Origin of the sequence: Paenibacillus sp. Leaf72, assembly GCF_001422685.1 — a bacterium.
Taxonomy (GTDB): Bacteria; Bacillota; Bacilli; order Paenibacillales; family Paenibacillaceae; genus Pristimantibacillus.
Genome location: NZ_LMLV01000001.1, coordinates 130,465 through 145,744, shown reverse-complemented (window position 1 = coordinate 145,744; position 15,280 = coordinate 130,465). Strand labels below are relative to the sequence as shown.

The 15,280-nt window shown below is 49.3% G+C and carries 13 protein-coding genes; 8 read left to right on the top strand and 5 right to left on the bottom strand.

Translation table 11 applies throughout. From position 1 onward, the window contains the following. Positions 1-28: 28 nt before the first annotated feature. Both ASF12_RS35395 and ASF12_RS00595 read left to right on the top strand, forming a co-directional pair. Positions 29-2,695 carry a LamG-like jellyroll fold domain-containing protein gene (locus ASF12_RS35395; protein ID WP_081418549.1) on the top strand — a complete coding sequence of 889 codons (2,667 nt, stop codon included), beginning with the start codon at positions 29-31 and terminating at the stop codon, positions 2,693-2,695. Positions 2,696-2,748: 53 nt separating this feature from the next. Further along, positions 2,749-4,947, top strand: coding sequence for a LamG-like jellyroll fold domain-containing protein (locus ASF12_RS00595; RefSeq protein ID WP_063892454.1), 2,199 nt, complete (start codon positions 2,749-2,751; stop codon positions 4,945-4,947). A 157-nt stretch (positions 4,948-5,104) separates the two neighbouring features. Here the strand turns inward: ASF12_RS00595 and ASF12_RS00590 are convergent, their stop codons facing one another. From ASF12_RS00590 to ASF12_RS00575, 5 genes are all read right to left on the bottom strand, one after another. Then, complete coding sequence (locus tag ASF12_RS00590; protein ID WP_056028337.1) at positions 5,105-6,211, bottom strand: glycoside hydrolase family 88 protein; 1,107 nt, start codon at positions 6,209-6,211, stop codon at positions 5,105-5,107. A gap of 150 nt (positions 6,212-6,361) precedes the next feature. Further along, complete coding sequence (locus tag ASF12_RS00585; protein WP_056028334.1) at positions 6,362-7,228, bottom strand: AraC family transcriptional regulator; 867 nt, start codon at positions 7,226-7,228, stop codon at positions 6,362-6,364. A gap of 129 nt (positions 7,229-7,357) precedes the next feature. Then, complete coding sequence (locus tag ASF12_RS35390) at positions 7,358-7,825, bottom strand: phosphotransferase (RefSeq protein WP_235533002.1); 468 nt, start codon at positions 7,823-7,825, stop codon at positions 7,358-7,360. A 63-nt stretch (positions 7,826-7,888) separates the two neighbouring features. Continuing rightward, entirely contained in the window at positions 7,889-8,362 is a 474-nt protein-coding gene (locus ASF12_RS35385) for a hypothetical protein (protein WP_235533001.1), read from the bottom strand. Positions 8,363-8,425: 63 nt separating this feature from the next. Continuing rightward, positions 8,426-9,289 carry a hypothetical protein gene (locus ASF12_RS00575; RefSeq protein WP_056028330.1) on the bottom strand — a complete coding sequence of 288 codons (864 nt, stop codon included), beginning with the start codon at positions 9,287-9,289 and terminating at the stop codon, positions 8,426-8,428. A gap of 219 nt (positions 9,290-9,508) precedes the next feature. Between ASF12_RS00575 and ASF12_RS00570 the strand changes: the two genes are divergently transcribed. The 6 genes from ASF12_RS00570 to ASF12_RS35375 all read left to right on the top strand — a co-directional run bounded on the left by ASF12_RS00570 (position 9,509) and on the right by ASF12_RS35375 (position 15,261). Beyond that, positions 9,509-9,952 carry an SMI1/KNR4 family protein gene (locus ASF12_RS00570; protein ID WP_056028326.1) on the top strand — a complete coding sequence of 148 codons (444 nt, stop codon included), beginning with the start codon at positions 9,509-9,511 and terminating at the stop codon, positions 9,950-9,952. A gap of 30 nt (positions 9,953-9,982) precedes the next feature. Continuing rightward, positions 9,983-10,426 (top strand): DMP19 family protein, encoded by a 444-nt coding sequence (locus tag ASF12_RS00565; protein ID WP_235533000.1) that lies wholly within the window; start codon positions 9,983-9,985, stop codon positions 10,424-10,426. A gap of 15 nt (positions 10,427-10,441) precedes the next feature. Then, the gene (locus ASF12_RS00560; RefSeq protein ID WP_056028323.1) at positions 10,442-10,963 is read left to right on the top strand and encodes a hypothetical protein; all 522 of its coding nucleotides are present in this window, start codon (positions 10,442-10,444) and stop codon (positions 10,961-10,963) included. A gap of 96 nt (positions 10,964-11,059) precedes the next feature. Continuing rightward, on the top strand, positions 11,060-11,944 hold the full coding sequence (locus ASF12_RS00555; RefSeq protein WP_235532999.1) for an AraC family transcriptional regulator: 885 nt from the start codon (positions 11,060-11,062) through the stop codon (positions 11,942-11,944). A gap of 189 nt (positions 11,945-12,133) precedes the next feature. Next, positions 12,134-13,492: a 7TM diverse intracellular signaling domain-containing protein gene (locus ASF12_RS35380; protein WP_056028317.1), complete on the top strand. Its 1,359-nt coding sequence runs from the start codon at positions 12,134-12,136 to the stop codon at positions 13,490-13,492. Beyond that, positions 13,411-15,261 carry an ATP-binding response regulator gene (locus ASF12_RS35375; protein WP_235532998.1) on the top strand — a complete coding sequence of 617 codons (1,851 nt, stop codon included), beginning with the start codon at positions 13,411-13,413 and terminating at the stop codon, positions 15,259-15,261. Before ASF12_RS35380 ends, ASF12_RS35375 begins: the two co-directional genes overlap by 82 nt. Positions 15,262-15,280: the final 19 nt, after the last annotated feature.

The window sequence follows — 15,280 nt, the reverse complement described above, 5'->3', positions numbered from 1 at the left end:
ATATGCGGAAGTAGAGGGAGGCTTGTTGATGAAAAAAGGGATTTCTTTCGTCATTTGCTGTATGTTATTCGTTTCGCTTTTTGCTATGCCCGCTGCTGCGAAGCCTAAGCCTGTTCAGCCGGAACCAACGAGCGGCGAAGCGAAGCTCGAAGATATTTTTGGCAGAACCGTCAATCATTACGGTGTGGAGCTGGTTGACTGGCAAGGCTATATTGCCAACCCCTATGTAAAGTTGAACGTCATTCCGCCTGCCGATGCTGCTTATCCGCTCACCATAGACATTAAAGCTAAAGGCACGTCACGCTTGATGATGGATCGGCCAAGTACACTCAGCGCAACAGGTGCCCAAAAAACGCTGGCCTTTGATACTGCTGGCGAGCGCAAACCGTTTTTGCTGGAAATTCATCCGGATCGAATAGGCGGCAATGGCGAAATCGAGCATTATACGCTTGAGCTGACGATTACCGATGCGCTAGGAGCCGTTCGCTCGCAGACGACGCCTATTCGCGTATTGGATCAGGATGACGAGAAGGAGCCCGAGCTTCCTTTAAAATTCGATTACCGATTCGATACGATACAGCCTTATTTTAGTGATCCTGCTATCCGCGAGGCGGGCGAGCAGGCCATTAAGGATTGGTTTTATTTTTTTGATATGGAGCCATTTGATACCGTTCCTGCAAACTCCGAAGTAAGCATGCTTCCCGAAGATAACTTTGACGGCCATATTGAAGTAACGAATGATGAGCCATTCAACGGGATGTGGATTTTTCTAAGAGGGCTGAGTGGCCCTTATTCAACAGGCGCTCCGACGGACAATGGAAAATATCATAAGCGCGGCGGCATTACGATTCCGGATAAGCTTCATCGTTCATTAATGACGATTCTTGATTTTTACGATACGGCGACGCCATTTACCTCTATGGATGATGAGGAGTGGTACCTCACGGAAATGTCCAATACGTCTACCGATGTGTATGGCCTCATTATGCATGAGTTTGGCCATGCGCTCGTATTTTCCGGCAACTGGAAAGGGGTAGCTGCTTATAAGCGAAGCGGGGGCACGGCAGACAATATCGTCGCCTATCAAGGCGGGCCCGTTCCGCTCGACGGCACCTATCATATTCCGGGAGAGGAGCCTTATTGGGACCGGATCAGCGGTCAAAATGGCGGACGGACGCATCTTTTTCACAATAAGCGCTGGATGCTGACGAAGCTGACGCTGCTGATTGCAGAAAAAGCAGGATGGAAGCTGAACGATAAGCTGACTCCATTCCTGAGCCCATCCATTAAAAACATGCCGATTCCAAATGCGAAGCAGGGGAAAAATTACGAGTTGCAGCTGCAGGCGGAGGGCGGCGTTCCTTTTTACGATTGGACGATTGTAGATGGCTCGCTGCCTCAAGGGCTGACCTTGGACCGCTTCACCGGCAAAATCGCGGGAAAAGTGTCTGGGCAAGCAGAAGGAAGCTATTCGTTTACGGTACAGCTTCGCGATTACGATGAGCTTGGAACCCCCGTTCAAAAGACATTCACATTAAATGTGGGCCAAGGCGAGCTTTTAGGAAGCTATTTGTTTGATGAAGCAGACGGGGAGATCGCCCTAGATTATTCGGGAGCGGGGCACGATGTCTCGACCTTGCATGCAAGCAGAACAGATGGGGCGAGAGGGGGTGGGATAGCCTTAAATGGGGCTTCCAATTATGTTGAACTGCCACGTGACATGCTAAAAAAAGCAAAAGCGTTCTCGTTCTCTTCATGGGTGAATGTGACGGATAGCGTCTATTCTCCAAGCTCAGTTGGCGTGACGAATTCGGTCTATGACACGAGCTCGCGGATTTTTGATTTTGGCACATCGGATGCGAAGTATATGGCACTATCCACAGATTCCCAAGGCGCCTTGAGCTTTAAGGTTTCGAGAAAAGGGGGCAAGGAGGAAGCAATCATCTCAGGGGGCGGCATAACCTCTGGAAAATGGCAGCATGTGGCGGTGACAGCATCGGGTAATACGGCGGTCCTTTATGTAAATGGGACGGAAGTAGCGAGGACCTCTAATTTGACCCTGGGAGCGATCGAATCCCTTTTAAAGGGCGAGCACCATTACATTGGCAAGTCTCAAAGCGATGAACGGTATTGGAATGGCATTTTGGATGAGATCAAGCTTTATAATCGCGCTTTGTCTGCCGCTGAGATTGCCAGCCTTGCAGCAGATGAGCCAGTGCCTCCAGTTGTTGATCCGCCAGAGCCCGCAAACCCTAATGTGGCGATTGAAGGAAGCATTACGACTTCCTACGTCTCGCCATGGGAGAGCTTGGTAGGGCTGAATGACGAGTACGAACCGGAGAGCTCCGCAGACCGAGGCCATCCGGTATATGGCAACTGGGACACGCACGGAACCGAGCAATGGGTGCAGTATGATTTTGACCAGCCTTTTACCCTTTCATCAAGTGAAGTGTATTGGTTTGATGATAATGACGGCATTGATTTGCCGGAGTCGTTCTACATCCAATATTGGGATGGGACGAATTGGGCGCATGTGTCCAATCCGTCTGCATATGGCGTTTTGCCGGACCAGTATAATGTGACCACCTTTGATCCGGTGACGACGACCAAAATTCGGCTAACGATGAAAGCAAAGCCAACAACTTCAACGGGCATTGAGCAGTGGAAGGTCATTCGCGTGACAGAAACAGATTAGGCTGGATTATACACAGAAGGCAGGCAATCCACAAATAAAAGGGAGGCTTGGCGATGTTGAAAAGAGGTACGAACCGCATATCCATTAAAAAAATGATGTCAGCAGTTGTTTGTTTGGCCTTGCTGTTAGGCGTAATAGGCACGATTCCGCAAAAACCGGTGTATGCGGCAGCCAATTTTGCGGAAGTAGTGGATATATTCGGGCGGACCGTTAATGACAACGGCATTGACTTGGTCGATTGGCAGGGATATCTTGCGAATCCTTCTGTTAAGCTCACGGTTAAGCCGCCATCGAGCGCTGTTTTCCCCGTTACGATTAACCTGCGTACACAGGGAACGACCAGGCTGATGATGAATAAGCCGAGTACGCTATCGGCAACGGGCTCGGCCAAAACGTTAACTTTTACTAATGCATCCCAGCAGCTAGACTTTGAATTAGAGATTCACCCCGATCGTATTGGCGGGCCGAATGAAATCGAAAATTATACGCTGAGCATGCAGGTCATCCAAAACAATAATACCCAGAGCACGCAGACGATTCCGATTCGGGTGCTGGATCAGGATGATAATGCAGAACCGTCGCTGCCTATTAACTTTGATTATCGTTTTGATACGATTACGGGCATATTTGCCGATGCAGGGGTGAAGGCTGCCACGGAGCAGGGCATCAAGGACTGGTTTTATTTCTTTGATGAGACGCCTTATGACACAGTAGCTGCAGGAGCTGAAAATATTTCAATTCCGGGCGACAACTGGCTGAATCCCATTACGGCTACCAACAATGCCGCCTACAACGGCGTATGGGTGTTTCTGCGCGGCTTAAATGATCCATATTCTACGGGCTATCCTGCAGATAACGGCAAGTTCCACAAGCGGGCAGGGGTTCAAGGTCCGATTCACCGCTCATATGGACTGATTTTGGACTTTTACTCAGGGTTTACACCGTTCTCCTCTTTGAATGATGAAGAGTATTATTTGGCTCAAATGCCGGGATCTGCTTGTACCTCAAACTGCCAGACCGATGTATTAGGCTTAATCGCTCATGAATTTGGCCATGCGGTTGCCTTCCACAGCAGTTGGAACGGCATGGTGAATTACCATAGCGCCGGCGGCAGCAATGATGCAGAAGTCATCGCATATCAAGGGAACGCGGTTCCGCTAGATTCCAGCTATCATATTTCGGATGCCAATTCCCTTTATTGGGATCGAATCAGCGGCCAAAGCGGAGGCAGAAACCACAAGTTTCCTTCCCAGCGCTGGATGATGACGAAGCTGAGCCTGTTGATCGCTGAAAATGCGGGCTGGAAGCTGAATAAAAACCTGTCGCCGTTCGTAGCGCCGTCCATCGTAACAACCTCGCTGCCAAGCGGAACGAAGGGTGCTGCTTATTCGCAGCAGCTTACTGCCAAGGGCGGTGTGCCATTCTATGATTGGAATGTAACGAGCGGTTCGCTGCCGCCAGGACTGACGTTAGATCGCTTCAAAGGCACTTTAACTGGAACGATTGACAATAATGCGCCGCAAGGCAGCTATACGTTCACCGTTCAGTTGAGGGATTATGACGCGCAAAGCACGCCTGTCACCAAATCGTTTACGATTAATTTAGGCGGAGGCGGGACAGTCAGCGATGTCGTGGCCCAATATTTATTCAATGAAACAAGCGGAGCTTCGGCCGCTGATGCATCAGGCAATGGAAAAACAGCCACGCTGAGCGGCGGCATCACTTGGGCCGCAGGGCATGCGTCGGGCGCGGTCAATTTTAACGGTACCACTGGCTACGGCAGCTTGCCAGCCGGCATCGTAAGCAGCTTGAATGATTTTACGATTGCGACTTGGGTGAAGCTGAATTCGGTATCCGATTGGACGCGAATTTTTGATTTTGGCACAGGAACAACGGCCAACATGTTCTTAACGCCAAGTCCAGGCGGTGCAGGCTTAAGATTTGCCATTACGAATAGCGGCAGCGGAGGGGAACAGCGAATTTCAACGACGACGGCATTCCCGACAGGGGTATGGAAGCATGTCGGAGTTACCCTCTCGGGCAATACGGCAAGTCTGTATGTAGATGGCGTCCTCGTTGGCACCAATGCGAATATGACGCTTAAGCCTTCCAGTCTTGGCAACACGACGCTTAACTATTTGGGACGTTCGCAATATACGGGAGACCCGTATTTAAATGGAGGACTCGACGATTTCCGTATATACAATCGAGCGCTCAGCGCTGCGGAAATGACGACACTATTTAACAGCTAGCGTTAAACCCGGCGCACCTGTTCTCGCTGTCGCTCCTATTTAAGTAAAATGCCCTCTGGAAGCTCATTGCAATGCCCTTGTGGGCGTTGCAATGAATGTCCGGAGGGCATTCTTTTTGATTCATTCGAATCGTTTTTTGGGGGAGGGCTGCCAGCCGTTAAAAAATGCGGTGCTTCCAGCCATTCAGCTTGGCAATCGCTTCGACATAATAATAATCGCCATAGATAAGCGATACATCGATAAAGCTGGTGCCGCTGCCTGTTCCGTGCAGCAAAATCGCCTCATGCTCCGGCTGCTCCCATGTCGCATAATTTTCCGTCAGCGAACGCAAAATCCGCTCCGCGGCATTCGCATACAAGCTTTTCTCGCCGGGGGCCACAAGCTCTGCCAGCTCCAGCAGACCAGATGCGGCGATGCTTGCCGCCGAGCTATCCCGGAACAGGCGCTCATCGTCTCCGAGACGGAAATCCCAATACGGCACCTGATCACCCGGCAGGCCCGCGATAAAGTAATGGGCGATCCGCTTCGCCGCATCGAGAAAACGCTCATCTCCGGTATGGCGATACGTATTCGTAAAGCCGTACAGCCCCCAAGCGGTGCCGCGGCTCCACGACGATTCCGGCGAATAGCCTTGACCGCCAAAGTTTTCGAGGTAGGCGCCAGTTTCAGCATCGAAGGAAATAATATGCTTCGTTGAGCCGTCTGGACGGATGCCGTATTGCAGCGTCGTCTCCGCGTGGCTGATCGCAATATGCTTGTAGCGCGGATCTCCGGTCACCTTGCTCGCCCAGAACAAGAGGGAGATGTTCAGCATGCAGTCGATAATGACCCAGCCATATTTGTCCTCATTCCAGGCACGGATGAATTTGCCAACCGGGTTGTAGCGGGCAGCGAGGAAGTTCGCCGCTTCGATTCCTCGGCGCAAAGCATCCTCATCGCCCGTGAGCGTATGCTTAATCACCGCAGTCGGCAAAAACTGAAAGCCAACATCATGATGCAGCTCAACCGTCGGCTTAATAAACCATTGCTCTAGCGTTTCATCCCAATGCCAAGCAGCATCCTTGTATTCTGGCTTGCCCGTCATATCGTGCATAATCCAGAGCAGCCCCGGCCAGAAGCCCGTCGTCCACCAGTCGGACCCAATATCGTCAAATTTCCCGTCCTTGCCAGCGAAATGCGGACATTTCGCTCCGATCTGCTGAACCATTCGCTCAGCCTTGCCATCCAGCCGATTCATTATTTCTTGCCAATAGGTTGTAGTCATTGTACAGGCCTCCATCACTTTGAATATGTGGTGACCTGAGTATAGCCCGTATGAGACATAGAAAGTTGCAATTGAATATAAAGAAATGTTTATATTTTGTCATTGCGCTGCAAAGCTTTGGCGCCGCTTAGGTTTACTTTGTACGGGTTGCTACTGATTTTTGCGGTATTTGAGCGGAGTGGTTCCGAGCGCCTTGCGGAATAGCTGGTTAAAATAAGAGGCATTAGGAAAACCGCTGGCAATGCCAATTTGCTCGACAGACAAATCGGTCGTGCGCAGCAGCCGGCAAGCCTGTTTAATGCGCCGAGCGGTCAAATAATCGACAAGCCGGCTTCCCGTTTCCTGATGAAACAGTCTGGAAATATACGATTTGGACAAATGCATAGCTGCCGCAAGCTGCTCCAAATGAATTTCTTCATGGTAATGGTCCTCAATCCAGCTCATCATGCGCTCGGAATAGCGCAGCGAACGATGCTGCTCGGCAGGCAGCAGGGTGCTGTCGCCAAGCTCCAGGCAGCTTACGAGCTGAAGCAGCAGCATTGTTATATTTTCAACATTTTCACGATGAATAGAACCACTGGGCTGTTGCGTGCAGTCGTAAGCCTGGAGCATCCATTCCATAACCGTGGCACGCTCGCTCAGATCAAAGCCGCAGCGATCGTTTGACCCTTGCCATAACGCCGAAAAAATCGTTTTGCGATTCGGAAAACCGAGCAGCAGCTTCTCGGCAGCATGGGGGTCAATGTAAAAAATCGAGCGCTGAAACGGATTTTCCGGCGATACGTCCGAATAAATGCGGTGCAGCTGATACGGCTGAAAGAAAAACAGCATGCCTCCGCGAATATCGTACATTTGCTGGTTGACGACAATATGCCCCTGGCCGCGATGGATGTACATGATTTCACAGCATTGATGCCAGTGGTAATAACCTTTGTAGTGGTCATCCGTGTACATATTATAATTCCACACGAGCGACTGCTGATTTTGAAAAATAACAGGTTCGAACAGCTGCTTCATAAGCCCTCCGCGATGACAAAATATAAACATTTGTGTTCGATTATATTATAGCCTTATACAGAGGAAGAACGCTATGAGACGAAAACATCTATTTTCTTGCGGGGACGAGCTGACCACGGTGCAATCGCTTTAACCGGGGCCATATTTGGCGAGATACTGCGGGTAAGCATGAAGATGGATAGCCTTGGCCTTGCGCTGAGCTTCCTCCCGATGCTCCGGCACCTGCTCAGCCTCGACATAGTCAGCCAGCACGTCAATAACGTCATCTAGAAGCTTCGCCCGAAAATACAGCTCCAGTCGTTCAATAACCTCAGCTCCTGCTCCTGCCAGCACCTTTTCTTTCCATAACGGGCAAGATGGATCATGCAATAGTGGCCAAAGCAGTACCGAGTAGTCCATCGCCGCATCGCCCTGACCGGATAGGTCATCCCAGTCAATTATTCTGAAGCCATGCCTGCTGGAGGTCAGTACATTGTTGCTGTTCATGTCGTTATGAACAACATCGCTTGCAGGGAGTAAAAATGCAGGTGTGCGCAGGACGGTGTCCCTCAGTCTCCCAATCTCTTCACCGAACCACAAAATCGTCTCGTCCGACACGAAATCCCTGATCAAATCGCGCGAGCTTAGAATTCCGTCGAGATCCTCCGTAAAACGGGAAATCTACTCGTCCTCAAATGCCTCCGCATAAGTGCGAGTCTCAGCTCGAGGCAGCATTTCACGAAGACGCTCGTCGCAATGGAGCTTAGCAATGGTCTCTAAGACACCCGTTAGCGCAACCTCGGGATTCGGTGTTTCCATAAGCGGGATCGCATCCGCGATATATTCAAATACTAGTCCATAGGGGTATCCCGGCACGATCTCGCGGTCAATCTCATAGACCAAGCTTGGCGCGGTGTAGGACTCAGCAAGATAATCACTGACGCCAGCCCACTGGCGCAGCCGCGGGGCATTGTCAGGTGGAGCCAGCTTGACGTGAAGCTGAGTGCGGCCGTCCGTCAGACGGATAGACAAGTTGTCGAAGCCCCCAGGATTATAGATGTATGACGCCCGAATAGCATTCGGGTCTAAACCAATGGCAGCGGCGTTTGCGGACGCCCACTCCGCAATCATTTTTTCTATTCGTTGCACCTGCATGTTTACCCCCTGCTTACTCGGCATATTTTAGTCGCTACCTGATATTTTTGCATATTATTGGCCTTAAATATATTCCCCGAACAGCTGATGCGCTTTATTCCAGTCTACGCCTAGCTCGCCCTTCCAGCCTGCCCATGGCATCTCCATATCGGAGCGTCCTTTCGTATTGCTTAGCTGGAGCCCGCCGTTCAAAACGTCCTCGATATTCGTCCAGGAGTCAGGAGCGAGGGGGAGAACCGTATTGGGCAGTATACCTACCCATGCGAGGGATTGCAAAATGCTGCGGCGCATCCCGGGCGTTCCTTTCAGAAGCTTCGCTGCGGTAAGGCGCTTCTCCAATTTGCCGGGTGTTTCACCCACTTCTGCTTCATCTATTAAGTGCAGCAGCTGGACGAATTTTTGCATATCCTCAGTGGTTGGAATAATTGGGCCCTGCGCAGTCAGCTCAGCTAACTCAGTTAAATGGGCGTAAGCGCCAACTGTTGAATCATAGGCATTACCCAAATGAATGGCGTAGCGAATATAGGCAATATGCTCGTACTGGTCACTGGTGAATCCGCAATATTTGCAGCACATGAAACGCTCTGCCTGCTCATAAGGATGCTCCTGCATATGGATCATTTGTTTATAGTTGATTAAAGAGGAGATGCCTGCTGGAAAGCTTCCACCCACACCAGCAACGAAAATACCAGCAATGCTGGCCCATGAAAATGATTCGGTGGATTGAAGCGCAATGAGCTTGCGGTTCAGCTCGTCATGGGTAAGCAGCTCGATTTTATTAGCTTCCCACTTATGATGTTCAAGCAGCTCGCGCTCGCTTGGCTCCAAAATATCCGTGTTATACAGGCTGATGCTGCGCTCACGATCGTATTTGGAATTGTTATATTTATACAGCTTTTTGAGCGCTTTCAGCAGTTTTTTATCCATTATGTAGACTCCTTGTCTATTAGAATTAAAGGTGAATGCTGTTCAAATATAAGATTAATAGCAACGCATGGCCAATGCAAATCGGGGAGGAACAATTGGTAGAATACGCTAATCGGATGGTACAATAGGAAGCAAGAGCAGAGTGAGTAGGAAGCAGGAATGGTAGAAGCTAATATGGCTTAAAAGCTAGTTATTATCGGCAAGGAGGAGATGGATGATATGAATGAGAAGCTTATGGGACGACTAAAGGCGTTCCTTCATCGGGAGGATAATAGTACGTTAGTTGGCATTGCTGCCAGCCAAGAAGAAATCGCAAGTGCGCAGCAGCGGCTGAATGTGAGCTTTCATGCGGACTATATTCATTTTATCCAAACGTTTGGCGGTGCGTATGCAGGTCTAGCTGTACATGCGTTCTCCAACGGCTCCAGCATAGGAAAAGAAACGGTTGTCGATTTGACGCTGGATTTTCGAGAACAATACGAAGGCAGCCCATTTGCCGAGGTTTTGGAGAGCAGTTATGTCATATCGATGGATGGCTCAGGCGATCCTATTATCATTAATCCTGCTGGGCAGGTTCTCATTTGTTATCACGATAACGGGGAAATGAAGCCATTGGCAGACTCGTTTGAGGCGCTGATAGAGGATTGTTTTTTGGAGTGGTGAGGGGAAACGGATAGGAGAGGCGGAAGTCCAGTGGAGAAAAATGTTTCGGACGTATGGTTTGATTTTGCCATGCAATTTGTGGATAAGAAAAATCAGGCTGGCGGAGATTGGGGCTCCTTAACGGAGGCGGAGCAGGAAGTTGCAGCTTTATGGCTGCTGGAAGCCGATATGTATAACGGCGGGTTTCTGCAGTTTTTTTGCAACTGGGGATATGAAGCTTATTTACACGCCGTTCGTGCCTTAAATTCCATTACAGCGCCAAAAGCGCTGGATATTCTCACAGGCTGCTATGCGGTGATCGATGTTTATAAGGATGATCCGCGTTTGGAAGCGCTTTGGGACATTCCGAAGGTGCTGACAGAGGAGGAGGGCGATACGCTCGAAGAGCAGGAAGAGCAGTTTTGGGAGGATGAGGACAAGCTGTCCGAGAAGGCTTATGCGCATTATTATCTTTTGTTACACTTGAAGCCTTAGATATGGAGGGAATAAATGGGGACGGATATTCATTGTTTCGTAGAGCAAAAAATGTATCGGTATGCGGGCCTAGATGATACAGGAATATGGATTTCAATTGATAAATGGACTAAAAGCCGTTGGGCCATTCTTTATCCGGAACGTAACGAAGAGGCGCCTTGGGTTGTCGAGAGGGAGGATATGATTTTTAAAGATAGGAATTATTATCTCTTCGCCATTCTGGCTAATATTCGGAATTCTGAACAAATGCCTTTTATCAGTGAACCGCGCGGATTGCCTGACGATGTTAGTCCAGAAATTCGGCTTCAAATGAAATATGGTGAGTACCATAGCACTACTTGGTTTACCGCCAAAGAAATCTTAGAATATGATTGGAACCAAGTGTTTGAGTTCGAAGACGAAACGATGGACGGAAAAGTTTTTATTGATACTGTAAATTATATGGAATGTAGCCGTGCTTTTTTGGATGTCGTCAAACGTTTGGTTGCTAGGGAAAATCCATCAAATATGCGGCTTATAATTACGTTTGACAGTTAAATCCTTAAACTAACCCGTCAATTTGGTGCATGAACTGTCGGACTCCTTCGTGGCGAATTTGATACTCTACAAATGGGGAAGGGAGGGCAACTCAAGATGCTTGAGCATATGAACCGGGCATTGGCCTATATGGAGGAGCATTTGACGGAGGAGATTGATTTTAAAGAGGCGGCAAGGCGGGCGTTATGCTCGGAATATCATTTTAAGCGAATGTTCTCATTCCTTGCCGGGCTTACGATGTCAGAGTATATTCGCCGCAGGCGTCTAACGCTCGCTGCCTTTGAGCTGCAGCAAAGCCAGGTTAGAGTGATCGATGTTGCGATGAAATATGGCTATCAATCACCAGACGCATTTACGAAGGCGTTTCAGCTTTACCATGGGGTTACGCCATCCGAAGCAAGAAGCAGCGGTCCATCGTTAAAGGTTTGCCCTCGCATGACCTTCCAGCTAATCGTTAAAGGAGGAGTCGAAATGAATTATCGCATCGAGGAAAAAGCGGGTTTTCGCATCGTCGGCATTCACAAGCGGGTGCCCATCCAGTTTAACGGGGTGAATCCGGAAATCGCGGCGATGTGGCAAAGCTTGGATGAGCAAAAGATAGCTGCGCTCAAGCAGCTGTCCAATACCGAGCCCTATGGCATGATCAGCGGCTCGGCGAATTTCTCGGAAGGCCGGATGGAGGAGAAGGGCGAGCTGGACCATTATATTGGCGTGGCCACAACGCTCGCGTGTCCAGAGCCATTTTCACAAATTGAGGTTGCTGCATCATCCTGGGCTGTATTTGAAGCAGTCGGGCCATTCCCGGGTACGCTTCAAGAAATTTGGGGCCGGCTTTATTCGGAGTGGTTCCCGTCTTCCAGCTATGAGCAAGTAGAGGGGCCGGAGATTTTGTGGAATGAGCATAAGGACATCACATCCGCGACGTTTAAAAGCGAGATATGGATACCGGTCAGGAAGCGAATGGAAGACAGTAGCGATTGACGCAGCATAAAAAGAAAGGGAAGCCGGAAGGAATCGTGCTTCCCTTTTTGCATTCATTGAAATTGCTGAATCAAGGTTATAGGCATGGCTTTCGGCAGCACGATGATTCGGACTATTTTCATTTGTGGCGGCATGAGCTATATTTGAGAGAATTAGAATGTAACGGTAAATGAGGGGTTTATAATCATTTTGAGAAAACAGATTCAGTTAAGCCATGTGATTTACTTGGTATTTTTTGTTTTGCTGCTCATTGCTGTGCGCTGGAGCTGGCAAAACCAGCTCACCGTAGAGAATCCGCCAACGGTAAAGCAAGGCGTGCTGGATTTGCGCGGTGTAGATTTGGATGAATCCAAGCCGTTCCCGCTGGACGGAGAGTGGTTATTTTATGCGGGGCAATGGGTTGGGGCGTCTAATGTTGAAAGCGCTGTTCAGGGACATCTGCTGCAGGTGCCGGGCAAATGGAATGCCGCCTTTGAGCATGCTGATCAAGAGGCATACGGATATGGAACGTATTATGTGCGTATTTTGCTCGATCGACCTTTAGTGGAGCCGTTTAGCGTGTGGTTTCAATCGATTTATACCGCTTCGGAGGTGGAGATTAACGGGGAGCTGCTAGCCAAGTTCGGCGAGCTTGCCGAGGGGCAGGAAGGACATGTTTCTGAAAATAAGTCATTCAAGGTGAGCTATGACGGTGAAAATCAAGTGGAGCTGGATTTGTTCGTTCGAGCCTCCAATTATGAAGCGCCGCTGAACGGCGGCATTATTCGTTCTGTACAGATTGGCACGGAAGAAGAGATTGACCAAATCTATACCTATTCCAGTGCTTTTCAGCTAATCGTCATTGTCATTTTCCTGCTTCATGCGTTATATGCGTTGATCATTTATTTGATTAATGTTCAGAAAACCGAATTTATTATGTTTTTTCTCATGATGATTGCATCGGCAATGACGGTTGCCGCCCATCACCATGGGCTTTTATTCCAGTTAATCCCTGCTGAATTTGTATGGACGTTGAAGCTGAAAGCTTATGCGTACGCATGGTTCTCTTTCTTTCTGCTCATGATGGGAAGGGCTTTTATTGGAGTTAACCGCAAAGGCCTGTTGTTTAATAGCTACGTCTGCCTACTCGCGGCGTATACGATTTTTGTCGCAATAGGTCCGCTAGAGCCGGTGCTTTATTCGATAGAATCGGGGCTATTCATGCTGCTGTATTACCTCCCTTTGTTCTGGACGACCTATTATTTTATGAAAATGGTGTTAAATCAGGCAGAAGGCGCATTGTTTCTGTTATTTTCCGTCGTATGTGTCATTAATAATATTTTGTGGGGAACGGTGTATTACGCCGGAACGTCGCAATATATGTTTTATCCGGTGGATTTAATTGCTGCAATTACGAGCTTCTCTCGGCCCATTGGTTTAAAAGATATTATCACAATTGGCATGAAAATGTTTCCCTCAACGCCCAATTGGCGGAGTCTAACCAGCTCAAGGATCGTTTTCTCGCCAATACGTCGCATGAGCTGCGCACGCCGCTGCACGGCATTATGAACATTGCCCAAAGCGTGCTGACAAGAAAAAAACATGTGCTGGATGAGCAGAGCCAGCGTGATATGGAGCTGCTTATTATGGTCAGCCGCCGAATGTCGCTCATGCTAGGGGACCTGCTCGACGTTGTCAGGCTGCAGGATAAAAGGATTCAAGTTCGCATGTCCGCGGTCAACATCCAGTCCGTTGCTGCTGGCGTGCTGGATATGCTGCGGTTTTTGACCGAGGGGACGAAGGTTAAGCTGCGGATGGACATAAAGGAAGATTTGCCGCGTGTTTATGCCGATGAAGAACGATTAGTGCAAATTATTATTAATTTGGTGCATAATGCGCTGAAGTACACCCAAGAGGGAAGCGTAGAGCTGGCTGCTGAGCTCGTAAACGGACAAGTATGGATACGTGTAACGGATACCGGAGTAGGTATGGATGAGGCGATGCAGAAGCGTGCTTTCAAGCGTTATGAGCAAGGAGCTTCTGGGGTCGGGGGCATTGGGCTCGGGCTAAGTATATGCAAGGACTTGGTCGAATTGCATGGCGGCGAGCTGTTCGTTCAATCCCAGCTAGGCAAGGGCAGTATGTTCAGCTTTAAATTGTCGGTGTTTGATGAGCGTGTGGAGGACGCCCTGCCTCGGCCGATGATTCATATGAAAAAGGAAGCAGAAACGCTTGCGTCTGTCGGCGCACAATTGTCAGCAGCTGCGGACGCCATGGCAGCCGCCCGTTATGATTTAACCGAAGTCGATCCGCCTGCTGCCAAGTCCGAAGGAAGTGCTGAACGGATTCGTGTGTTGGCTGTTGATGATGATCCCGTCAATCTGAAGGTGCTGGTTCATATTTTATCAGCGGATATGTACCATATTGAAATGGCGTTTTCCGCGCAGGAAGCATTAGAAAAGCTCCACCTAGAGCAGTGGGACCTCGTTATTGCAGACGTGATGATGCCTGGCATGTCAGGTTACGAGCTGACGCGATTAATTCGCGAGCGGTTTACGCTGTATGAGCTGCCGATTATTTTGCTGACCGCGCGCAGCGAGCCGGAAGATATTTATGCCGGCTTCGTGGCAGGAGCGAACGATTATGTCACCAAGCCCGTAGATGCACTTGAGCTGAGATATCGGGCGGGATCGCTTTCCTCGCTCAAGCAGGCGGTGAATGAACGGCTGAGCATGGAAGCTGCTTATTTGCAGGCGCAAATCCAGCCGCATTTTCTGTTTAATGCTTTGAACTCGATATTGGCGCTAAGCGAAATTGATGCGGACAAGATGAGAAACTTAGCAGAGGCGTTTACGTCATACCTGCGTATTAGCTTTGACTTTCTTACCGCTGGAAAGCTTGTACCGCTGTCACGGGAGCTTGAGCTGGTAGAAAACTATTTATTTATTGAACAGCAGCGTTTTGGAGAGCGGCTTAAGGTGGAGTGGGAAGTACAGGCGGACGTTAATAAGGAAATGCCGATTCCTCCGCTTACCATCCAGCCGTTAGTGGAAAATGCGGTCAGGCACGGACTGTTGAGCCAGCGCAAGGGCGGGACGCTTACGATTCGGATTGAGAAAGAAGCCGATACTGTGGTTTTTTATGTGAGTGATACGGGGAGTGGCATGGATGAGGAGCAGCTTAGCAGGCTGCTAAGCCCGGCAGGCAGAGAAAATCGTGGGATTGGTCTGTTGAATACACATAGCCGATTGACTCGGCTTTACGGTCGAGGGCTGAATATTGAGAGCAAGGTTGGCGAGGGAACCGTTGTAGGGTTTGGGGTTAATAGACCGATATAAAGAGGTATGCATAATGTGA